The sequence below is a fragment of the Isoptericola sp. NPDC019571 genome (assembly GCF_044389385.1).
Classification (GTDB): Bacteria; Actinomycetota; Actinomycetes; order Actinomycetales; family Cellulomonadaceae; genus Isoptericola; species Isoptericola nanjingensis.
Genome location: NZ_JBIRXZ010000004.1, coordinates 241171 through 263103, shown reverse-complemented (window position 1 = coordinate 263103; position 21933 = coordinate 241171). Strand labels below are relative to the sequence as shown.

The 21933-nt window shown below is 74.4% G+C and carries 16 protein-coding genes; 9 read left to right on the top strand and 7 right to left on the bottom strand.

The features are described from left to right. Positions 1-29: 29 nt before the first annotated feature. The 5 genes from ACH443_RS09345 to ACH443_RS09325 all read right to left on the bottom strand — a co-directional run bounded on the left by ACH443_RS09345 (position 30) and on the right by ACH443_RS09325 (position 4729). A complete protein-coding gene (locus tag ACH443_RS09345) occupies positions 30-947 on the bottom strand; it encodes a dihydrodipicolinate synthase family protein (protein WP_429762735.1) in 918 nt (305 codons plus the stop codon). Then, complete coding sequence (locus ACH443_RS09340) at positions 944-2476, bottom strand: NAD(P)/FAD-dependent oxidoreductase (protein WP_430590132.1); 1533 nt, start codon at positions 2474-2476, stop codon at positions 944-946. Before ACH443_RS09340 ends, ACH443_RS09345 begins: the two co-directional genes overlap by 4 nt. Further along, on the bottom strand, positions 2473-2772 hold the full coding sequence (locus ACH443_RS09335; protein ID WP_430590131.1) for a (2Fe-2S)-binding protein: 300 nt from the start codon (positions 2770-2772) through the stop codon (positions 2473-2475). Before ACH443_RS09335 ends, ACH443_RS09340 begins: the two co-directional genes overlap by 4 nt. Further along, positions 2769-3968, bottom strand: coding sequence for an NAD(P)/FAD-dependent oxidoreductase (locus tag ACH443_RS09330; protein ID WP_429762739.1), 1200 nt, complete (start codon positions 3966-3968; stop codon positions 2769-2771). The genes ACH443_RS09335 and ACH443_RS09330 overlap by 4 nt, the downstream gene beginning before the upstream one ends. Positions 3969-4051: 83 nt before the next feature. Continuing rightward, on the bottom strand, positions 4052-4729 hold the full coding sequence (locus ACH443_RS09325) for a GntR family transcriptional regulator (protein ID WP_429762740.1): 678 nt from the start codon (positions 4727-4729) through the stop codon (positions 4052-4054). A 303-nt stretch (positions 4730-5032) separates the two neighbouring features. On the opposite strand from ACH443_RS09325, the gene ACH443_RS09320 reads away from it, so the two are divergent. From ACH443_RS09320 to ACH443_RS09280, 9 genes are all read left to right on the top strand, one after another. Continuing rightward, positions 5033-6970 (top strand): glycoside hydrolase family 127 protein, encoded by a 1938-nt coding sequence (locus ACH443_RS09320; protein ID WP_430590130.1) that lies wholly within the window; start codon positions 5033-5035, stop codon positions 6968-6970. Positions 6971-7038: 68 nt separating this feature from the next. Beyond that, positions 7039-8766, top strand: coding sequence for an ABC transporter substrate-binding protein (locus ACH443_RS09315; RefSeq protein WP_430590129.1), 1728 nt, complete (start codon positions 7039-7041; stop codon positions 8764-8766). A gap of 3 nt (positions 8767-8769) precedes the next feature. Then, complete coding sequence (locus ACH443_RS09310) at positions 8770-9726, top strand: ABC transporter permease (protein ID WP_429762743.1); 957 nt, start codon at positions 8770-8772, stop codon at positions 9724-9726. Next, the gene (locus ACH443_RS09305) at positions 9726-10724 is read left to right on the top strand and encodes an ABC transporter permease (protein WP_429762744.1); all 999 of its coding nucleotides are present in this window, start codon (positions 9726-9728) and stop codon (positions 10722-10724) included. Before ACH443_RS09310 ends, ACH443_RS09305 begins: the two co-directional genes overlap by 1 nt. A gap of 10 nt (positions 10725-10734) precedes the next feature. Beyond that, on the top strand, positions 10735-11580 hold the full coding sequence (locus tag ACH443_RS09300) for an ABC transporter ATP-binding protein (RefSeq protein WP_429762745.1): 846 nt from the start codon (positions 10735-10737) through the stop codon (positions 11578-11580). Further along, positions 11577-12581 (top strand): ATP-binding cassette domain-containing protein, encoded by a 1005-nt coding sequence (locus ACH443_RS09295; RefSeq protein WP_430590128.1) that lies wholly within the window; start codon positions 11577-11579, stop codon positions 12579-12581. Before ACH443_RS09300 ends, ACH443_RS09295 begins: the two co-directional genes overlap by 4 nt. After that, on the top strand, positions 12578-13861 hold the full coding sequence (locus ACH443_RS09290; protein WP_430590127.1) for an alpha/beta hydrolase family protein: 1284 nt from the start codon (positions 12578-12580) through the stop codon (positions 13859-13861). The genes ACH443_RS09295 and ACH443_RS09290 overlap by 4 nt, the downstream gene beginning before the upstream one ends. After that, a complete protein-coding gene (locus tag ACH443_RS09285; protein WP_430590126.1) occupies positions 13858-15291 on the top strand; it encodes an aminopeptidase P N-terminal domain-containing protein in 1434 nt (477 codons plus the stop codon). The genes ACH443_RS09290 and ACH443_RS09285 overlap by 4 nt, the downstream gene beginning before the upstream one ends. Before the next feature lie 92 nt (positions 15292-15383). Next, the gene (locus ACH443_RS09280; RefSeq protein WP_430590125.1) at positions 15384-17408 is read left to right on the top strand and encodes an RICIN domain-containing protein; all 2025 of its coding nucleotides are present in this window, start codon (positions 15384-15386) and stop codon (positions 17406-17408) included. A gap of 36 nt (positions 17409-17444) precedes the next feature. Here ACH443_RS09280 and ACH443_RS09275 read toward each other — a convergent pair whose 3' ends face one another. Beyond that, entirely contained in the window at positions 17445-17669 is a 225-nt protein-coding gene (locus ACH443_RS09275) for a hypothetical protein (protein ID WP_429762751.1), read from the bottom strand. Between the two features lie 64 nt (positions 17670-17733). Further along, on the bottom strand, positions 17734-21831 hold the full coding sequence (locus ACH443_RS09270; RefSeq protein WP_430590124.1) for a phosphodiester glycosidase family protein: 4098 nt from the start codon (positions 21829-21831) through the stop codon (positions 17734-17736). Positions 21832-21933 lie beyond the last annotated feature (102 nt).

The window sequence follows — 21933 nt, the reverse complement described above, 5'->3', positions numbered from 1 at the left end:
CGGTGCCGGGCTCGGGTGGTTGTCCAGGCTCAGCGCTGGGCGATGTACGCGAGGGCCTTCTCGGTGTCGGCACGCACGGTGGCCTCCTGCTCCGGGGACAGCGGGCCGCGCGGCGGGCGGGTCTCGATGCCGAACGGGCGCCCCGCGATCTGCGTGGACAGCTTGATGGCCTGCACGAACTCGGTGCGCGAGTCCCAGCGGAACATGGCGACCACGTTCTCGTACAGGTCCCGCGCGTCGGTGATCTTCCCGGCCCGCACCAGCTCGTAGAGCTCGACGGCGACCTCGGGGATCGCGTTCGGGTAGCCGGCGAACCAACCGGTCGCGCCCATCACGAGCGACTCGAACAGCAGGTCGTCGGCGCCGGCGATGACGTCGATGTCGGCCACCTCGCGCAGCTCGGAGATCCGGCGCACGTCGCCCGAGAACTCCTTGATGGCGACCACGTTCTCGAGCTGCGCGAGCTCGGCGACGAGGTCCGGCGTGAGGTCCACCTTGGTGTCGAACGGGTTGTTGTAGACCATGATCGGCAGGCCCACCTCGTTGACGCGGGCGTAGTGCTCGACGATCTCGCGCCGGTTGGCCCGGTAGATCGTCGGCGGCAGCAGGAGGACGGCGTCCGCGCCGTCCTCCTGGGCGAGCTCGGCCCAGTGCTGGGCCTGGTGCCAGCCCACGCCGTGCACGCCCGCGATGACGATGCCGCGGCCGGCGACGGCCTCCACGGCGGTCTGCACGACCTTGCGGCGCTCGTCGTCCGTGAGGGACGAGTACTCGCCGAGCGAGCCGTTGGGGCCCACGCCCCGGCAGCCGGCGTTCATCAGGTGGTCGACGTGCGCGGCGTAGCCCGCGTAGTCGACGGCGAGCCCGGCGGGCGCCGCGGCGTCGGGGGTGAACGGCAGCGTCGTCGCGACGACGACGCCGCCCAGGTCGATCTTCTGGGAGCTCATGCGGTGTGTCCTCTCGGTTCGCGCGCCCCGACTTCGGGGCGCGAGGGGTCGGTGTGGGTGGGGTCGGACCACGTGGGGTCGTCGGGCAGGGTGGCGAGGTCGCCGAGCCGGACGGGCACGACGAGGGGCCGCCGGTCGGGCACCGCGGGCGTCGCCCCCGTGCCCTCGTCGGCCGCGGGCCCCGCGGCCCCGACGAGCTCCGCGACCGTGCGGCCGCAGATCCTCGCCTGGCAGGGGCCGAGACCGGCGCGGCTGGTGAGGCGGACGGAGCGCAGGTCGGTCGACGCGGTGGCGCAGGCGGCGGCGCGCAGCGTGCCGGCGTCGACCTCCTCGCAGCGGCAGACGAGAGTGTCGTCGCGCAACCACGACGTCCAGCCGCTGCGGATGCCGTGCGCGGCCTCGAGCCGGCGCGCGAAGTCGGCGGACCGCCCGCGACGGCGGACGGCGCGGGCGAGCGCCGCGTCGTCGGACACGGCGTCGGGCGCGGCATCGTCGGAAGGGGAGGCGGCGTGGTGCCCGGCCACCCAGCCCTCGGCGAGCGCGGCCTCGGCCCCGCCGATGCCGGTCAGCTCGCCGGCGGCCCACACGCCGGGCGCGGTGGTGCGCTGGCGGTCGTCGACGACGACGAAGCGGTCCGGCGAGATCGCGCACGCCGCCGCGACGGCGAGCTCGAGGCGCGGCGTGAACCCGTGCGAGACGCACACGGCGTCGGCCGCGACGGTCCGCTCGGTGCCCGGCACGGGCGACCACCGCGCGTCGACGCGCGCGATCGTCACCTCCTCGACCCGGCCGTCCCCGCGCACGGCGACCAGGGCCTCGCCGACCCGGTACGCGACCCGGTGCCGGGCGAGCGCGGCGGCGTACCCGCCGAGCTCGCCGGTCTTGTGCGCCGCGCCCAGCAGCCCGGCCGGCCGTGCGCCCCACCCGCGGACCAGCGCCGCCGGGGTCGCGGCCTCGTGCACCGACAGCACCCGCGCGCCGGTGCGCAGCAGCGACGTGGCGACCGGCAGCAGGAAAGGGCCCGCGCCGGCGACGACGACGCGGTCGCCGACGGCCACGCGCTCGGCCTTGGCGAGGGCCTGGGCCGCGCCGGCCGTCGTGACGCCGGGCAGCTGCCACCCGGGGAACGGGAGCGTCCGGTCGTGGGCACCCGTGGCGAGCACGAGCGCGTCGGGGGTGAGGGTGAGGTGCTCGCGCCCCCCGGCGTCGGCGGGGCCGACCAGCACCCGCAGCCGCACGCCGTCGTCGAGCCGCTCCAGCGCCCACACCTGGGCGGACGTCAGCAGCGTGACCCGCGGGTGCCCGGCGACGACGTCGCGCAGCGCCGTGAACGTGCCCCAGCCGTGGTGGAAGGAGGCCTCGTCGGGCGAGGTCCCGCCGCCCGGGAGCACCCGGTGCCGCCAGAACTGGCCGCCCACCTGGTCGGACGCGTCGAGCAGCGTCACGTCGGCGCCCGCGCGGGCCGCGGCGCGCGCGGCGGAGAGGCCGGCCGGCCCGGCTCCGACCACGACCACGGTGCGGCGGCTCACGAGGTCACCCCCGGCAGCGGGTCGTGCTGCGTCTCGACGACGTCCCCGTCCGCGGCGCGCCGCAGGCACGCCCGCACGTCGCGGGCCCCGTTGACGGTGACGAGGCAGTCGAAGCACACCCCGATGCCGCAGAACACGCCGCGGGGGGCGCCGTCGACGCTGGTGGTGCGCCACGACCGCCGTCGGGCGGCCAGCAGCATCCCCGCGATCGTCTGGCCCTCGGTGCCCGCGAAGGGCTCGCCGTCGAGCGTGATGGTCAGCGGGCGTGGCTCGGCGTCCTGGTGGTGCGTGGTCATGAGGCCTCCCCTGGCTCCTCGGAGGGCGAGCCGGCAGCGAGCACCGCCGGGCGGTCGACGCGGAACGGCGCGGGGTCGACCTCGGGCTCCGCGCCGGTGAACAGGTCGGCGAGCAGCTCGCCGCTGACCGGCCCCAGCCCGATGCCGGCGCCCTCGTGCCCGGTCGCGACCCACAGGCCGGGGGTGCGGGGGTCCGGGCCGACGATCGGCAGGTGGTCGGGGACGTAGGGGCGGAAGCCGAGGTAGGTGCGCATGACGCTCGCGTCGGCGAGGAACGGGAACAGCCGCACCGCGCGGGCGGCCATCTCGCGCAGCACGACGGCGCGCAGCCGGTCGTCGAAGCCGACCTGCTCGCGGCTGGACCCGATCAGCACGGTGCCGGCTGCGGTGGACTCGACCACGCTCGACGTCTGCAGCGCGGCGTCGCCGGACTGCGTGGCACCGACGTAGTCGCCGTCGTAGACCTTGTGCCGCACGGCGTGCGGCATCCGGGTCGTCACCAGCACCATCCCGCGGCGCGGGCGCACGGGCAGCGCGACCCCGAGCCGTGCGGCGACGACGCCGGACCACGGTCCTGCGGCCAGGACGACGGCCCCGGCAGGCACGTCGCCGGCGCTGGTGCGGACGCCGACGACCCGGTCGCCGTGGCGCAACGCGCCGGTCACCTCGACGCCGGTGCGCACCCGCGCCCCCGCGCGGCGGGCGGACGCGAGCAGCGCCTCGGCTGCGGCGACGGGCTGCACCTGCGCGTCCTCGGGGTACCAGACCGCGGCCGTGAGGCCGGGGTTGAGGGCGGGCTCGAGCTCGAGGGCGCGGGCGACGTCGATCTCCCGCGCGTCGACCCCGGCGCCGCGCTGCCGGGCGGCGAAGTCGCGCAGCGGCTGCGCACCCTCGGCCGTGGTGGCCGCGACGAGGCCGCCCTTGGGGTCGTACTCGACGGCCGGGAAGCGCGGGCCCAGCTCGTCGGCCAGCTCCTCGACGAGGGTCGGCCAGCGGCGTGCCGCGTGCTGCGCGAGCACCAGCTCGGGGCCGGGCTCCTTGTCGGAGACGAGCAGGTTGCCCTCTCCGTGGGCGGTGGTGCCCGACGCCGCGCCGCCGCGGTCGAGGACGGTCACGGCGAGCCCGCGGCGCGCGAGAGCGCGGGCGCACGCGGCGCCCACGATGCCCGCCCCCACGACCACGACGTCGTCGGTCATCGGCTGCTCCTTGGGTCGATGCTCGGTAATATGTCACATACCAAGGCTGGTGAGGGGCCGGCCACGTCGCCGGCCCTGCCGGGTCAGTCCTCCTCGGGTCGCCCCGCCCACCAGCCGGTGGTGTGGCCGATGTGGCGGCGCATGAGGTCCCGCGCCCCGGCGGCGTCGCCGGCCGCGAGCAGGTCGAGCAGCTCGTGGTGCTCGGCCGCCGACTGCTCCAGGTGGTCGGTGGCGACCATCTGGGACAGGCCGAGCAGCCGCGCGCGGCTGCGCAGGTCGGCCACCACGTCCACGAGCAGGGGGTTGCCCGCCAGGGTCGTGAGCCGCAGGTGGAAGTCCCGGTCGGCCTCGAGATAGGTCACGAGGTCGCCCGAGCGGGCGCCCGTGACGATGGCGTCCGCCTGCTCGCGCAGGGCCGGCAGCGCGCCCTGCGGGAAGCGACCGGCCAGCTTCTCCATCGCCGGCGGCTCGAGCAGCTGGCGCACCTCGGCGATGTGGCTCAGCATCTCCGGCGACACCTCGGTGACCCGGAAGCCCTTGTTGCGCACCGCGGTGACGAACCCGCGCTTCTCCAGGTCCAGCATCGCCTCGCGCACCGGCGTGGCGGACACGGCGAAGCGCGCGGTGAGCGACGGCACCGAGACCAGCGTGCCCGGGGCGAGATCGCCCGAGACGATCGCCGCGGTGAGCGCCCGCGACACGGTCTCGCGCAGGCTCACCGGCGCCTCGATGCGGCGGAACGACGCGACGGCTTCCGACATGAGCACTTCCTCACGGGGGCTGGTCCGGGGGTGGTGGACATCACAGTAGTGCATGATATGTTACCGCCCACATCGGCTGGCAGGTCAAGACGACCCGCCGGGCGACGGGCACAGGGACCGCGACCCGGCACCCGGCCCACCTGCAGGAACGGCGCAGTTCCGGGCATCTTCCCGGGGTGCGGACCACCCGGCGGACGCGAGGACGCGGACGGCGGCAGCAGTACCGGACGACGACGTCACGCCGGCTCGCCCTGGGCGACGTGGCCGTGCATGTGCAATGTGATATACCACCGAGGAGATTTCGTGGCCATCACCCCGAACCTGGCTCCCGTCCCGACCCGCGCCCCCGCCGTCGCGACGGCCGGCCGTGCCGGCACCCCGCTCGGCACGGACCGCGTGCGCCTCACCGGCGGCCTGCTCCACGACTGGCAGCGGCGCAACCGCGTCGTCACCGTCCCGCACGTCGTCCGCGAGGTGCGGCAGGCCGGGAACCTCGACAACTTCCGGCGGCTCCACGACCCGGCGGTCGGCGACTACCGCGGGCGCTACCCGTTCCTCGACACCGACGTCTACAAGACGCTCGAGGGGATCGCCTACGAGCTCGGCCGCGAGCCGGCCGACGAGGGCGAGGCCGCGGCGCTGGAGACGGCCCGCGACTTCTTCGAGGAGTCCGTGGCGCTGATCGAGCGGGCCCAGCGCGCCGACGGCTACCTCGGCACCTTCTACCAGTCGCCGCAGAGCCCGAAGGAGCCCTGGCAGGACCTCTCGTGGGGCCACGAGATGTACAACCTCGGCCACCTCGCCCAGGCCGCCGTCGCGGCGTCCCGCCAGCTCGGCGACCGCCGCCTGCTCGACGTCGCCGCCCGGTTCGCGGACCTCGTCGTCGAGCGCTACGGCCCCGACGGCGAGCCGGCGTACTGCGGCCACCCCGAGGTGGAGATGGCCCTCGTGGAGCTCGCCCGCGAGACGGGCGACCGCCGCTACCTGGAGCAGGCCCGGCTGTTCGTCGAGCGCCGCGGCGCCGGGACCCTCGAGCACACGATCTTCGCGGCGGACTACTTCCAGGACGCCGTGCCGCTGCGCGAGCTGGGCTCCGTCACCGGGCACGCCGTGCGCATGGTCTACCTCGCGGCCGGGGCCACCGACGTCGCGCTCGAGACGGACGACGACGCGCTCCTCGCCCACCTCGAGCACCTGTGGGACGACATGGTGGCCCGCAAGTCCTACCTCACCGGCGGCATCGGCTCCCGGCACTCCGACGAGGCGTTCGGCGACCGGTTCGAGCTGCCCGCCGAGCGCGCGTACGCCGAGACGTGCGCCGCGATCGGGACGGCGCAGTGGGGCTGGAGACTCTTCCTCGCCACCGGCCGCGCCGACGTCCTCGACCACGTCGAGCGGGTGCTGCACAACGCGTACGCGGTCGGGCTGTCGGAGGACGGCGCCGCCTTCTTCTACGACAACCCGCTGCAGCGCCGCCCCGACCACGAGCAGCGCAGCGGCGCCGAGAAGGACGGCGAGCTGCTGCGCCGGGCCTGGTTCGGCTGCCCGTGCTGCCCGCCCAACGTCGTGCGCTGGACGTCGGAGCTCCAGGACCACCTGGCCGTGGCCGACGACGACTCCCTGACCCTCGCGCTGTACGCGAGCGCCGCGATCGACTCCCCCGCGCTCGACGTGGACGTGACGACCGACCTGCCGTGGGACGGCCGGGTCACCGTGCGCGTGCGCCGCGCCGCCGACGGCCCCACGACGCTCGCGCTGCGCGTGCCCGCCTGGGCCGACGGCGCCACCGCCGCGGTGGACGGTGAGCCCGTGGCCGAGCTCCCGGCCGACGGCTGGCTCCGGCTGACCCGCACCTGGGCTCCGGGCGCGACGGTCGTGCTCGACCTGCCCATGCCGGTCCGCGCCGTCACCGCGCACCCGCACCTGGACGCCGCGCGCGGCAGCGCCGCCGTCCTGCGCGGGCCGCTCGTGTACTGCGTCGAGCAGCAGGACTCCCCCGCCCCGGTGGACGACCTGCTCCTCGCCGCCGAGGACGTGCCCCGGCTCGTGGTCGACGAGGACCACCCGTGGCGCGTGCTGCGCGGCGACCTCGCCGTCGCGCCGCCGAGTGGCGACGACCCGTACCCCCCGCTGGGCGCCACGGCGCCCACCACGCACCGCGCGCCGGTGGCCCTCGTGCCCTACGCGCTCTGGGGCAACCGCGAGGTGGGCGCCATGCGCGTCTTCCTCCGGACGTCCTGACCCGCACCACCGCACCACCGCACTCCCCGACCGACCCGTCGCACCATCCCCACCCTGGGAGGTTTTCCATGACACGACGAGTGACCAGACCAGCCCTCCGTGCCGCAGCGTTCGGCGTCGCGGCCCTCCTCGCGCTCGGCGCGTGCTCCTCCGGCGGCGGAGGCGGGAGCTCGACGGCGAGCACCGCCGGCGGCCTCGAGGGCGAGCCCGCCGAGGGCGGCGTCGTGCAGGTGCTGCAGAACGCCGACTTCTCCTACCTCGACCCGGCCAAGGGCTGGGACGGCGGCGTGAACAACTTCTACCGCCTCGTGTACCGCACGCTCACGACGCCGGCGTCGGGCAGCGCGGAGGACCCGAACGAGATCGTGCCCGACCTCGCCACGGACACCGGCACCGTGTCGGACGACGGCCTCACCTGGACGTTCACGCTCAAGGACGGGCTGAAGTTCGACAACGGGGACCCGATCACGTCCGCCGAGGTGAAGTTCGGCGTCTCCCGCGCCTGGGACCCGGAGATCGGCATCGGCTCCCCGTACGCCAAGCAGGTCATCGACGCGCCGAAGGACTACGAGGGGCCGTACAAGTCCGGCGACCTGCCGACCATCGAGACGCCCGACGACACCACGATCGTCTTCCACCTCAAGGCGCCGTTCCCCGACTTCCCCGCCGTCGCGTCGCAGCCGAACTTCGCGCCCTTCCCCGTCGGCTCCGGCGCCGGTGACGAGTTCCTCAACGACATCGTCGCGTCCGGCCCGTACACGCTCGACGAGTACACCCCCGGCAGCGTGATCACGCTCGTGCGCAACGAGAACTGGGACGCGGCCACCGACGAGGTGCGCACCGCCAAGCCGGACGGCTGGAACTTCCAGCTCGGCCTCGACCCGGCCACCATCGACGAGCGCCTGCTGGCCGGTCAGGGCACCGACGTCAACGCCATCGGCGGCAACCTGCAGCCCGCGACGCTCGCCCGCCTGCAGGACCCGAAGTACAAGGACCGCCTGGTCGACTGGCCGGGCGTCTGCACCACGTACATGGGCCTGAACACGACCAAGAAGCCGCTCGACGACGTCAAGGTGCGCCAGGCGATCTCGTACGCGGTGGACAAGGCGGCCGTGCAGAACGGCACCGGCGGCACGATGCTCGCCGACATCGCCAGCACGACGATCCCGGAGTCGGTCGCCGGGTTCAAGGACTTCGACCTCTACCCCAGCGAGGGGAACGCCGGCGACGTCGACAAGGCCAAGGAGCTGCTCGCCGAGGCGGGCTACCCCGACGGCTTCGAGATGACGCTCGACATGCGCACCCAGCCCAAGCTGCAGGCGCAGGCCGAAGCCGTGCAGCAGTCGCTGTCCCGCGTGGGCATCAAGGTCACGTTCAACCCGATCGACACCTCGAAGTTCTACGAGACGATCGGCACGCCCAAGCTGCAGAACGACGCCGCGATCACGGGCTGGTGCCCGGACTGGGCGTCGTCGGCGAGCACCGTGATCCCGCCGCTGTTCGACGGGCGCCGCATCACCGACAAGGGCAACTCGAACCTCGCCCAGATCGACGACCCGGCGATCAACTCCGCCATCGACGACGCGCTCGCCATCACCGACCCTGCGGCGGCGAACGAGGCGTGGGGCAACCTCGACGAGCAGGCCCTCACCGAGGCTCCGATCGTGCCGCTGCTGGTGGAGAAGGTCGTGCTGCTGCCCGGCGAGAACGTCACCGGGGTGTACTCCAGCCCCGGCGTCGCGACCGGCGGGCTCGACTACACCGGCGTCGGGCTCAAGGACCCGAGCAAGGGCTGAGCCATGACCATCAGCATGACCACGCTCGAGGCAGAGACCGGGGGCGCGCCGTCCGTCGGCGTCGCGCCCCCGGCGCCCCGGCAGGGCGTCTGGCACCATCTGCTCCGCCACCGCGGGGCGGTGCTGGCCCTGTCGTACATCGCGCTCGTCGCGCTCCTGGCCGTCGCCGCGCCGCTCGTCGTCAAGCTCTCCGGCTGGGGACCGTACGAGTTCGACCAGACCGCCATCGACCCGAATCTCGGCGGCCTGCCGATCGGTCCGCTCGGCGGGATCAGCGCCGAGCACTGGTTCGGCGTCGAGCCCGGCACCGGCCGCGACCTGTTCGCACGCATCGTCTACGGAGCGCGCACCTCCATGCTCATCGCGCTCGCCGCCACCACGCTCACCACGCTGCTGGGGGTCCTCTTCGGGCTCCTCGCCGGGTACCACGGCGGCAAGGTCGACCAGGTCGTGTCGCGCGTCATGGACTTCCTCATGGCGTTCCCCGCCCTGATCTTCATGATCGCGATCCTGTCGGCGCTCCCCGCGAGCAACCGCGCGCCGCTGCTCGTGCTCGTCATCTCGGTGTTCGGGTGGCCCTACCTCGCCCGCGTGGTGCGCGGCCAGACGATGACGATCACGCAGCGCGAGTTCGTCGAGGCGGCCCGGGCGTCCGGGGCGTCGGGCTGGCGGATCGTGCTGCTGGAGATCCTGCCGAACCTGCGCTCCACGATCATCGTCATGACGACGCTCGCCGTGCCCGGGTACATCGGCACGGAGGCGGGGCTGAGCTTCCTCGGCGTGGGCGTCGTCCCGCCGACCCCGTCCTGGGGGCAGATGATCGCGCAGTCGATGAGCTGGTACGCCGTCGACCCGATGTACTTCCTGATCCCCGGAACCTTCCTGTTCCTGCTCGTGCTGTCCTTCACGGTCCTGGGCGACCGGCTCAAGGACGTCGTCGACGCGGGGGAGAGGCGCTGATGGTCCGCTTTCTCGTGACGAGGCTCGCCGGCATGGTGGGCGTGCTGTTCCTCGTCGTCCTGTTCACGTACGCGATCTTCTTCGCGCTCTCCCCCGACCCCGCGGTGCAGATCTGCGGCAAGAACTGCACGCCGGAGCTGATCGACCAGATCCGCACCAACCTGGGCCTGGACCGGCCGTTCTACGAGCAGTTCCTCGGCTTCCTGTCCGGGCTGTTCGTCGGGACGACGTACGGCACGGGCGCCAACGCGATCGACTGCGCGGCGCCGTGCCTGGGCTACTCCTTCCAGACCGGGCAGCCCGTGCTCGAGATGTTCGAGCAGCGCTTCGGCGTCTCGGCCACGCTCGCCGTGGGCGCGGCCGTGCTGTGGCTGCTCATGGGCGTCTCGGGCGGCATGATCGCCGCGATCAAGAAGGGCACCTGGTTCGACCGGGCCGCGACCGGCGCCGCGCTGGGCGGCGTCTCCATCCCCAACTACGTGCTCGCCCTCGTGCTGCAGTACGTGCTGGTGGTGCGGCTCGGGTGGCTGCCCTTCCCCCAGGCGGTGCCGTTCGCCGCCGACCCCGGGCAGTGGTTCCTCAACTTCGTCATGCCGTGGCTGGTGCTCGCGTTCACCTACGCTTCGATGTACCAGCGGCTCACGCGGGCGAACGTGCTCGACACGCTCGACGAGAACTTCGTCCGCACGGCGCGCGCCAAGGGCCTCGCCCCGCGGCTGGTGTGGCGGCGGCACGCGCTGCGGCCCGCGCTGACGCCGGTCGTGACGCTGTTCGGCATGGACTTCGCCGGCCTGCTGGGCGGCGCGATCATCATCGAGACCGTCTTCGGCCTCAACGGCATCGGCAAGATGGCGTCCGACTCCATCACCAAGAACGACCAGCCGGTCATCATGGGCGTCACACTCGTCGCGGCCTTCCTGGTCATCGTCGGGAACGTGATCGTGGACATCGTCTACACGACGATCGACCCGCGCGTCCGGATCGGAGCGAGGGCATGAGGGGGCAGGCATGAGCACGCTGCTCGAGGTCGAGGACCTCACCATCACCTTCCGGACGGCCCACGGGCCGGTCGACGTCGTGGACGGGCTCTCGTTCACGCTGGAGCAGGGCGCGTCGCTGGGGATCGTCGGCGAGTCGGGCTCCGGCAAGTCGATGACGTCGCTGGCCGTCATGGGCCTGCTGCCGCCCACGGCGAGCCTGCGCGGCCGGGTCTCCCTGGACGGCGCGGACCTGACGTCGCTGCCCGAGTCGAAGGTGCGGCGCCTGCGCGGCGACCGCATGTCGATGATCTTCCAGGACCCGCTGTCGTCGCTGAACCCCTACTACTCCGTGGGGATGCAGATCGAGGAGGCCTACCGGGCGCACCGCCCCGGGGTCACGCGGCGGCAGGCGCGCAAGGTCGCGGTCGAGGCGATGGAGCGCGTGCACATCGCGGACGCCGCGCGGCGCGTGGACCACTACCCGCACCAGTTCTCCGGCGGGATGCGCCAGCGCGTGATGATCGCGATGGCGCTCTCCACCGAGCCGGACCTGCTCATCGCCGACGAGCCCACCACCGCGCTCGACGTCACCGTGCAGGCCCAGATCCTCGACCTGCTCCAGGAGGTGCGCCGGGAGACCGGGACGGCGCTGATCCTCATCTCGCACGACCTCGCCGTCGTGTCGGAGATCGCCGAGGACGTCGTCGTCATGCGGCACGGCGTGGCCGTGGAGCAGGCCCCCGCCGAGCGGCTGTTCTCCGACCCGCAGCACCCGTACACGCGGGCGCTGCTGGACGCCGTCCCCCGGATCGACGACGAGATCGGCGAGCTGCGCGGTATCGACGCCGCCGCCGGCGTGGGAGGGAAGCCATGAGCACCACCAGCACCGGGCAGAGCACCGGGCAGAGCACCGGGGCGAGCACCGGCGAGAGCACCGTCGCCCCCGCGAGCGCGCCGGCGGCCCCGACGTCGCAGTCGTCCGAGCCGCTGCTGCGCGCCACGGACCTGGTCAAGGAGTTCGCGGTGCCCGGCACCGGCGGGCTGCTGGGGCGGGCGGACACGTTCCGGGCGGTCGACGGCGTGAGCCTCGAGGTCCGCGCCCGCGAGACGCTGGCGCTCGTCGGCGAGTCCGGGTCCGGCAAGTCGACGACGGCGCGGATCGTCGCACGGCTGACGGACGCGACGTCGGGCGAGGTCGTCTTCGACGGCGAGCCCGTGACGCGCGCGAAGGGCGACCGGCTGCGGCGGTTCCGCAGCGACGTGCAGGTGGTGTTCCAGGACCCGTACTCGTCGCTCAACCCGCGGCACACGGTGGAGCGCATCGTCACCGCGCCGCTGGTCTACCAGGGGCGCGAGGTGCCGGGCGGCACCCGGGCGTTCACGCAGCAGCTCATGGAGCGCGTGGGCCTGGACCCCGACCACCACCGCCGCTACCCCTCGCAGTTCTCCGGCGGCCAGGCGCAACGCATCGGCATCGCCCGCGCGCTCGCCGTGTCGCCTCGGCTGGTGGTCTGCGACGAGGCGGTCTCCGCGCTCGACGTGTCCGTGCAGGCGCAGATCATCAACCTGCTGCGCCGGCTGCAGCGCGAGGAGGGGTTCAGCTACCTCTTCATCGCGCACGACCTCGCGGTGGTGCGGCAGATCGCCGACCGCGTGGCGGTGATGTCGAAGGGCCGCATCGTCGAGCAGGGCGAGCGCGACGCCGTCTTCGACGACCCGCAGCACGAGTACACCCGGACCCTGCTGGCTGCCGTGCCGCGCATCCGCCCCGAGTGGGAGCGGGCGCGGCGCGAGGCGGCGGAGGCGCGGGCCGCGACGGCCACGCCCGACCGCGAGGCCGAGGCCGCCGGCACCGAGGAGGAGACGACCGCGTGACCACCTATCACCTGCCGGGGCTGCACGTCACGGAACGCACGACGGCGGTCCCCCTCGACCACGCCCGGCCCGACGGCGAGCAGATCGACGTCTTCTGGCGCGAGCTGGTCGACCCCGAGCGCCGCGGCGACGACCTGCCCCTCCTGGTCTACCTGCAGGGCGGGCCGGGCGGCGCGTCACCCCGTCCCCTGAAGCGCGACGGCTGGCTCGACGAGGCCCTGACCACGTACCGCGTGATCCTGCCGGACCAGCGCGGCACCGGCCGCAGCACGCCGCTGGACGGCGAGGCGGTCGCGGCGCGCGGCGACGCCGTCGCGGGCGCCGACTACCTGGCATGCTTCCGGGCCGACTCGATCGTGGCCGACCTGGAGCACGTGCGCCGCACCCACTACGACGGCCGCCGGTGGGCGAGCCTGGGCCAGTCGTTCGGCGGCTGGATCACGCTCGCCTACCTCTCGACCGCGCCGGAGGGTCTCGCGGCCTGCTACGTGACCGGCGGCATCCCGGGGACGCCCGCGAGCGCCGACGAGGTCTACCGGCGCACGTTCGCGCGCGCCGAGGCCAAGACGCGCCGGTACTACGACCTGTACCCGCAGGACGTCGACGCCGTGGCCGCGATCGCCGACCGGCTCGCGGAGGGCGACGTGCGCCTGCCCGACGGCGACGCGCTCACCGTGCACCGGTTCCAGTCCCTGGGGATCGACCTGGGGATGAAGCCCGGGTCCGAGCGCCTGCACTGGCTGGTCGACGAGGCGTTCGTGCGCCCGGGCCGCCTGTCGCACGCGTTCCTGGAGCAGGTGCTGGTGCGCTCGTCGTCGGCGTCGAACCCCTTGTTCTGGACGCTCCAGGAGTCCATCTACGGCGACGGGGCGAACGGCCCGACGGCGTGGGCGGCGCAGCGCGCCCGCGACGAGCGGCCACAGTTCGGGCCCGACGAGCGGCCGCTGCTGCTCACGGGCGAGATGGCGTTCCCGTGGATGTTCGACGAGGTGCGGCTGCTCAAGCCGTTCGCGCCGGCGGTGCACGAGCTCGCCGCGCGCCGGGAGTGGAGCCCGCTGTACGACGTCGAGCGCCTCGCCGCGAACGACGTGCCGCTGGCCGCGGCGGTCTACTTCGACGACATGTACGTGGACTCGGGGCTGCAGCTCGACACCCTGTCCAGGCTGGGCGGCTCGCACGCCTGGGTGACCAACGAGTACGAGCACGACGGGATCGGCGACCCTCGGGTGCTGCGGCGCCTGCGGGACCTGGTCCGGGACGCAGGAGGAGAACGACGATGACGCAGCAGACCCACGACCACCGGCCCCCGCACTCGGGGAACCGCACCCCGCGCCTCACGGAGGTGCCGGCCTTCACCGAGATGATCGCCCAGGGCTGGTCCACCGACGTCGTACCCGCCCGGGTGCCCGACGGCGCGGCCGAGGCCGCCGCGGCGCACCGCGCCCGGCTGGCGGAGCGGCTCGGCGGGCGGACCGTCGTCGTCGGCGCGGGCCGGGCGCCCGTGCGCAGCAACGACACGTCGTACGACTTCCGGGCCGACAGCGACTTCGTGTGGCTGACGGGCTGCCAGCTCGAGGACGCCGTCGTCGTGCTGCACGGGGCGGACGCCGTGCTCTACGCGCCGCCGCCCGCGCGGCCGGGCGACCCGGCCTTCTTCTCCGACGCGATGCACGGCGAGCTGTGGGTGGGCGCCTCCCCCGGGCTCGGCGAGTGGGCGCGGGCGCTCGGCGTCCCGGTGCGCCCGCTCGCGGACCTGGACGACGCCCTGGCGCACGGCTCCGGCTGGTGGGCCGGGCGCGCCGTGCCGGACGACGTCGTGGCGCGGCACGGGCTGGAGCCCTCGGCCGAGCTCGCCCGGGCGTGCGCGGACCTGCGCATGGTCAAGGACGCCTGGGAGGTGGCGCAGCTGCGCGCCGCCGTCGACCACACGGTGACGGGCTTCGAGGCCGTGGCCCGGGAGATCCCCGCGGCGGTGCGGTCCGGCGGCGAGCGCTGGCTGCAGGGCACGTTCGATCGGCACGCCCGCACCACCGGCAACGGGCCGGGCTACGCCAGCATCGTCGGCAGCGGCCCGCACGCCCCCACCCTCCACTGGGTGCGCTGCGACGGCCCCGTGCTCCCCGACGCCGCCCTGCTGCTCGACATGGGTGTCGAGACGACCACCCTCTACACCGCCGACGTCACGCGCACGGTGCCGCCGTCGGGCCGGTTCAGCCCGGAGCAGCGCGCCGTGCACGACCTGGTGGAGAAGAGCCACCGGGCCGGCATGGCGCACGTGAAGCCGGGCGTGAACTACCTCGACTTCCACTACGCGGCCATGGAGGTGATCGCGCAGGGCCTGCACGACTGGGGCCTGCTGCCCGTCTCCGTCGACGAGGCGCTGTCGCCGCAGGGCCAGCATCACCGCCGCTGGCTCGTGTGCGGCATCGGGCACCACCTGGGCCTCGACGTGCACGACTGCGCGCACAGCGACTGGCAGCAGTACATGGGCGCCGACCTGGAGCCGGGCGTCGTCATGACCGTCGAGCCAGGCCTGTACTTCCACGCTCACGACCTCACCGTGCCGCCGGAGCTGCGCGGCATCGGCGTGCGGCTGGAGGACGACCTGCTCGTCACCCCCGACGGCCACGAGGTGCTCTCCGACGCCCTGCCCATCGACGCCGCCGGCGTCGAGGCCTGGACGTCGGCGCTGCTGCCCGCCGCCGTCTGAGGCGTCCCCGCCCCGGCGCCTGCCGGGGCGGGGCCGAGCAACACCCGCGTCACCCCCGTCAGGCAGGACCTCCGCAGACGAAGGGAACTGGTGTGAAGAACGGACGAGACCGGGGCGGGCTGCCCGCCCTGACGGCAGCAGCGACGGCGGCGGCGGTGGGAGCGTCGCTGCTCGTGGGAGCGGGCACGGCGGCCGCGGCCGACGCGCCGCCCGAGATCCCCGTGGCGGCGGACGGCACCGTCGCCGTCGACCCGACGTACGACGGCCCCCAGGTCACCGAGGTCCGCGTGATCAACGAGGGCAGGTTCCTCGAGGTCTCGTGGGACCGGTACGTCGACGAGACCGCGGCGGTGAGCCCCGAGAACGTCACGCTCAGCCAGGGCGGCACCACCGTCGCCCTCACCGCCAAGCCTGCCACCGGGCCCACGGACACGATCTTCTTCGACAAGGACAACCGGCAGATCGCCGCGTCGGACGCGAACAGCATGGCGCGCCTGCCCGACGACCTGCACCTGGCGAGCATCGCGTACACCGGCACGCTCGACCCCGACGAGCCGCTCACGGTCACCGTCGACGGGTCGCAGATCGAGGACGCCGAGGGCCGGCCCGCCGAGGACGTGACGTACACCGGCGTCCCCCGGCTCGACTACTACACGCAGTCCGTGACCACCGGATCCGGGATCGTCGTCAAGGCGAACCCGCGCGTCGACCCCGCCACGCTCGACCTGGCCGCCGCGCAGGTGGACGTCCAGCTCGGCAAGGCCGACAACGGGATCGCGGCGCGGATGGCCGACTTCGGCTGCTCGCTCGCCGTGTACGCGGCGCGCGAGAACGCCTATCTCGTGCCCGAGCATCGCGGCGGCTACGACCCCGAGATGTACGACGTCGAGGGGTACGGCGGCAGCGAGTGGAACGGCTGCGTGTCGTCGATCTCCGAGCGCAACGTGCTGCGCACGCGCGACGACGAGAACGCGTTCCTCAACACGGGCTACCGGAACGAGAACATCCTGGTGCACGAGTTCGGCCACGCCGTGCGGCTCGTGGGCATCGAGACGCTGGCCGACAAGAGCCTCTCCGACGAGCTCTACAGGGCGTACGAGAACTCGTGGTCCACCGGCCGGTGGCCGAACACGTACGCGATCGGCAACATCGACGAGTACTTCGCGACGCTGTCGGCCATCTGGTTCGACGTCATGGCGGAGAAGCCCGACTGGACGGACGGGGTGCGCAGCCCGATCAACACCCGGGCGGAGCTGAAGGAGTACGACCCGCAGGCCTACGCGCTGTTCGCCAAGGTCTACCCCGCGGATCTCACGCTCCCGGCCCCGTGGGACGAGCCGGCGCCCGACGTCTACCACGGCGACTTCACGCAGGTGCCCGAGGCGCCCGAGCGCGTCACCGCCGAGGGCGTCGACTTCGCGACGGACGCGTTCCGGATCGTCGCCGACGGGATCGGCACCGAGTACCAGATCGACCGGTACGCGGGCGACGGCGACCACCCCGAGCGGGACATGGTCGTCTGGTCGAGGTGGGGCGACGGCGTGTGGTCGCTCGCCCCTGTCGGCGGCGGCGCGTACACGATCGCCGCGTCCGACGGCTCCGGCGCGCTCGCCGCGGTCTCGGACACCGAGGTCCGGTACGCCGGCGTCCGGGCGGACGCGGACGACCCGCGGCAGCGGTGGACGTTCGCACCGGACGCCTCGACAGAGCAGGAGCACGACGGGCAGCTCGTCAACGCGGCCACCGGCGGTGCTCTCGACGTCGACGGCCACACCGCGTCGGGCGTCTCGCTCACCCTGTCGGACCCTGCCGCCGCGACCCGGTGGCTGCTGGAGGACACCACCCGGACCGCGGCGCAGGGCGTCGGCGCCTACCTGCTGCCGGACGTCACCGCCCCGGAGGTCACGTCCGCGTGGGCCCACCCGAACCGGAAGACCCTGACCCTCGACGCGACGGACGACGCGTCCGGCGTCGCGCTCGTGGAGTACCGGGTCGGCCGCGGCGAGTGGACCACCTACGGCGGGACGATCCGCATCCACCCGCACGACCGTGTCGAGGCGCGTGCGACGGACCGCGCGGGGAACGTCTCGGAGGTCCTCGTCGTCACGCGGCGCTGACCGGACGACGTCACGACACAGGTGGTGGGCTGCGGGTCAGCCCCGCTCGTGCGCGCCGATCATCGGGAGGCCGAAGGCCAGCCCGACGGCGAGGATGCCGCCGACGACCATGTAGGGGTCCAGGGTCGGGTTCCCGCCGGAGGCGCCGGAGCCGAGCAGCACCAGACCGCCCAGGAAGAGCACGAGCGCGCCGAGGAAACGGCCGAGGACGGCGCCGGTGGGCTCGGACTTGACGCGCGGATTGACCTGGAAGTCGCTCATGGTCCGAGGATATGCCGACCGCGGCGGGCGGGGCGAACGCCCGCCGCGGTCGGTGCCGCGGCGCTCAGCGGCGCACGCGGACGGCCATCTCCTTGCTGCGGGTCTCGCCGGCGGCGTTGGTGAGGACGGCGACGTACCGGTGCGTGCCGGGCTCCCGGTCCGCGAGCACGGTGGCGGCGGACTGCGCCTCTCCCCCGGTCCCCGGGACCAGCTCCTGCCGGTCCACCTCGACGCCGTCCTCGTAGAGGACGTAGCCGGTGGCCTGCGTGCCCCACCACTTGTCCATCGCGACGACGTAGTCCCCGTCGCCGTCGCCGTTGTCGTGCGACAGCGTGGGCGTGCCCGGGTTCGCGTCGGTCACCCGCACCGTGTGGGGGCCGGCGCACGGCGTCGTCCCCGCCGCGTTGACGAGCTCGCAGGTGTACGCGTACCTGCCGTTCTTCTTCCCGGTGACGGGGACGGCGATCCGCTGGGCGCCCGTGCCGCCGTGCGCGAGCTTCTCGGAGTGGATCAGCGCGCCGTCCTCGTACAGCCGCAGGCCGGTGGCGTTCTCGCCCCACCACAGGTCGACGAGCACGCGGTAGTCGCCGTCGCGCAGGCCGGTGTCCCAGCCGTTGTCGTCGCTGATCCGGGCGGTACCCGGCGCCCCGGCGGGCACCAGGACGTCGAGCGTGCCGACGACGCCGTTCACCTCGACCTCGACGGTCGCGCGGCCGGGCGCGACGGCGGTGGCCTCGTGCGTCGCCGGGTCCAGCGCCAGCACGGCGCCCGACGGCGCGTCGTCGGGCGAGCCGACGAACACCCGCTCCCCGCCCCAGCGGGACGACACCGGCCACGCGACCGGCACCTGGCGGGTGCCGTCCTGCGTGAGCAGCGCGCTGACCTGGCCCGACGTGCCCACGGCCAGCTCCTCGGGCCCGCTCACCGCGACGCTCTCGGCGCGCGCCTCGACCTCCCAGGAGAACCAGCCGCCGTCGCCGGTGCCCTGCGCCGCCGGGTCGACGCCGATCATCGACCAGCCGGTGAACCCGCCGTCTCCGGGCGTGCTCGCCGGGCTCTTGCCCGAGTTGCCGTTGACGACGTACGGGACCCCGTCCGCGGTGGCCGCGTGGAAGACGCCCACGTGCGACCCGACGGAGGCGAGCTGCTTGCCCGACGTCTCGCGGAAGTCCTCGAACCAGCCGCGCAGCGTCTCCGCCTCGACCCGGTCGACGAGCTGGCTCGCCCTCGTGGGCAGCGGGTCGTCGAGCGGGTGGTGGAAGAAGGTCACGACGCCCGTCACGGCGTCGTCCGCGGCCGCGTCGTCGAGCGCGTCGCGCAGGGCGCGGAGCTGGGCGAAGTCGCTGCCCAGGCGACCGCTGGACGAGTCGAGCATGACGAGGCGCGTGGTGCCGCCGTCGCCGCGCGGGTCGGGCACGTCGACGACGTGCGTCCGCTCGCCGAACTCGTCCTCGAAGTTCTCGATGGACCCGCCCATGACCTCGTGGTTGCCCGGCAGGTAGTACCAGGGGAAGTCGGCGTCGGCGAGGCCCTCGTCGAGCACCTCGCGGGCCAGGTCGAAGTCGGCGGGCGACGCCTCGTCCACCAGGTCGCCGTTGATGACGAGCAGGTCCGGGTCGGCCGCGACGATCTCCGCCAGCGCCTGCTTCGCGCCCAGCACCGCCCCCGACCCCGGGTCCCGGGCGACGAACTGCGCGTCCGACAGCACCGCGACGCGCAGCGGCGCGTCGTCCGTCGCGCCGTCGGCCACGACCACCGGGTCCTCGACCCGCTCCGCCACCGGCGCGTCGACGTCCGGCGGCACCTGCGCGCGCAGGTCCGAGACGACGACCTCGCCCGTGTACTGCTCCGCCGCCCGCGTCTCGAGGAGGCGCAGGCGCTGCAGCGTGAGCGGGAACGCGACTCCCTCGGGTACGACGACCTGCACCTGGCGCCAGCCCTCCCACGACACGGTCGGGCCGTCGAGGTTGGTCACGACCCCGTCGCCCTGGCGCACCTGGAGCCGCAGCCACGCGCCGTTCCCGTCGCCGTGCACCCACGCCGTGAGCGTGCGCGGCTGCCCGGGCACCACGATCCCGCCGTCCGGCGCGACGGCGTACTGGCCGCGGGTCGCGGTGGACTGCGTGAAGTCGTAGGTCAGCGTCAGGCCCGCCGAGCCCTCGTGGCCCTCGGCGGGGGTGACCGAGCCGCCGGGCGCGCGGTCGTGCGCCGAGGTCCAGCGGTCGGCGTCCGCCAGGTCCGCCACGACCACGTCCTCCAGCGAGACCGCCACGGCGACCTCGACCTGCTCGTCCCCGACCGCGAGCGTGAAGGTCGCGGCGCCCGCGCCCTGCAGCGCCCGCACCGTGAACGACCCGTCGGCCGCCGGCTCCAGCGCGGCGACGCCGTCGCCGCCCGTGACCTCGACGTCGCGCGCCTCGACCGGCGCCGCGTACCCGTCGGCGTCGTGCCCGACGACGGTGAGGGACGCCGTCGCGTCCGCGTCCGGGAGCGTCACGACCGGCTCGGGAACGGTGAGGCGCTCGAGGCCGCCGAGCACCGTGAGCTCCGCGGAGCCCGTCGCCACCCCGTCCGCCGCGGGGGTCGCGGCGCGGACGGTCGCGGTGCCGGCCGCGACGCCGGTGACGCCCCCCGCGCCGTCGTCGGCGCGGGCGACGGCGGCGACCGCCGCGTCGGTCGTCGTCCAGTCGTCCGGACGGGTGTCGACGGGGGCGCGGGACTCGTCGTACCCCGCCGCGGTCAGCGTGCGGTGCAGGCCGGGGAAGACGCGCAGCGCGTCGCCGGCGGGCGCGGCGCCCGTGGGCACGGCCGCGCGCACGTCGAACGCGTGCACCTCGCCGGACCCCTCGGGGGTGAACAGCCCGAGGCCGTTCGCGTCCAGGCGCTCGCCGCCGTCCGACGGGCTGTTCAGCACGCTGGTCCCCGCGTCCCCGGGCAGCCGCGCGACCATCGTCGTCGAGCCGCCGCCGTCGAGGTTGATCGCGTCGTCGGCGCCGAGCTGATCGAGGAACCGGCCCAGCTCGGGCAGGGAGGCGCCGATGCTCTGCGCCTGCCGGCCGTCGACGACCACGAGGTACGCCGTCGTGCCGTCCGCGCTGAGGCCCACCGCCGTGCGGGGGTGCCGGAGCGTGGCGAAGTCGCTGGTGGACGACGTGACCTCGCCGTCCTCGAGCAGCCAGTCGTCGGGGTCGCCGCCGATCGCGGTGCGGAGCTCGCCGAGGTCGTCGCGCAGGCCGTACGCGAGCGTCACCTCGTCGCCGGGCGCGAGGGCCGCCAGCGCGTCGGCCGCGGCCCCGGGCCGGGCGACGACGGCGCGGACGTCGGCGGGCAGGCGACCGGATCCCGGCGCGCCCACGGAGACGACGGTCCCGGCCGCGCCCTCGTCGCTCCCGGGTGCGGTGCGGACCTGCACCTCGACGCCCTGCTCCCCCGCGCCGAGCGGGCGGGTGCGGGCCGCGTCGCCCCAGGCGGCGTCGAAGACGGCGACGCCGCCCGCCGGCACGGCGGTGACATTGAGGCCCGCGACGGGCAGCTCGGGCGCGTCGTCTGCCGTCCCGAGGGTGACGGTGCCCTCCAGGAACAGCTCGGCGAGGCGCGCGACGCCCGACGAGTCGACCGTCAGCGCCTTCTCGCGGCCGGGGGCGGCGGACTTGAGCAGCGTGCCGTCGTCCACGGCCGCGCCGAGCGCGGCGCCGGAGTTGTTGATGTCGAAGAAGTCGCCGTTGATCGCGGCGACGGCGCTGCGGTCGGCGGCCATCTCGCTCACGGTCGCGTTGCCGGCGACGGCGTCGGGGCCGAGGTAGCCGAGGCGCGGCCCGTCGTCCCGGCCGAGGTGCGCGACGAGCACCTCGCCGCTCAGCCAGCCCTCCGCGGAGACGCGCGCGAACTCCGTGAGCTCCAGCCCCGGGGCGATCAGCCGCTCCGCGCGCTCGGTGACGATCGCCGCGCCCGCGTCGTCCAGCGGCAGGTCGGCGACGTCGTCGGAGACCGTGCCCGCCGTGGCGGGCGCGACGCCGGCGGTGGCGAGCGGCAGGTCGGGATCGGGCGTCGCGGCCGCGGCGGCGCCCGCGGGCACCGCCATCGCCAGGCCGAGCAGGAGACCGACCCCGAGGGGCACGGTCCGTCGGGCAGGGGGCAGTGCTCGGCTCTGTGCTCGGCTCACTGGGGGATCCTCCGCTGGTCGGGCCGGGACGTGCGCCGTCGCAGCGTCCCGCGACCAGGTTGCCACCAACTTTCACTCTGTCAACCAGCAGGGAAACTTTTC

What these genes read in the sequence shown, in the direction of transcription:
- ACH443_RS09345 (WP_429762735.1), bottom strand. Translation starts at nt 947, where the DNA reads ATGAGCTCCCAGAAGATCGACCTGGGCGGCGTCGTCGTCGCGACGACG.
- ACH443_RS09335 (WP_430590131.1), bottom strand. Translation starts at nt 2,772, where the DNA reads ATGACCACGCACCACCAGGACGCCGAGCCACGCCCGCTGACCATCACG.
- ACH443_RS09330 (WP_429762739.1), bottom strand. Translation starts at nt 3,968, where the DNA reads ATGACCGACGACGTCGTGGTCGTGGGGGCGGGCATCGTGGGCGCCGCG.
- ACH443_RS09325 (WP_429762740.1), bottom strand. Translation starts at nt 4,729, where the DNA reads ATGTCGGAAGCCGTCGCGTCGTTCCGCCGCATCGAGGCGCCGGTGAGC.
- ACH443_RS09315 (WP_430590129.1), top strand. Translation starts at nt 7,039, where the DNA reads ATGACACGACGAGTGACCAGACCAGCCCTCCGTGCCGCAGCGTTCGGC.
- ACH443_RS09310 (WP_429762743.1), top strand. Translation starts at nt 8,770, where the DNA reads ATGACCATCAGCATGACCACGCTCGAGGCAGAGACCGGGGGCGCGCCG.
- ACH443_RS09305 (WP_429762744.1), top strand. Translation starts at nt 9,726, where the DNA reads ATGGTCCGCTTTCTCGTGACGAGGCTCGCCGGCATGGTGGGCGTGCTG.
- ACH443_RS09300 (WP_429762745.1), top strand. Translation starts at nt 10,735, where the DNA reads ATGAGCACGCTGCTCGAGGTCGAGGACCTCACCATCACCTTCCGGACG.
- ACH443_RS09295 (WP_430590128.1), top strand. Translation starts at nt 11,577, where the DNA reads ATGAGCACCACCAGCACCGGGCAGAGCACCGGGCAGAGCACCGGGGCG.
- ACH443_RS09285 (WP_430590126.1), top strand. Translation starts at nt 13,858, where the DNA reads ATGACGCAGCAGACCCACGACCACCGGCCCCCGCACTCGGGGAACCGC.
- ACH443_RS09275 (WP_429762751.1), bottom strand. Translation starts at nt 17,669, where the DNA reads ATGAGCGACTTCCAGGTCAATCCGCGCGTCAAGTCCGAGCCCACCGGC.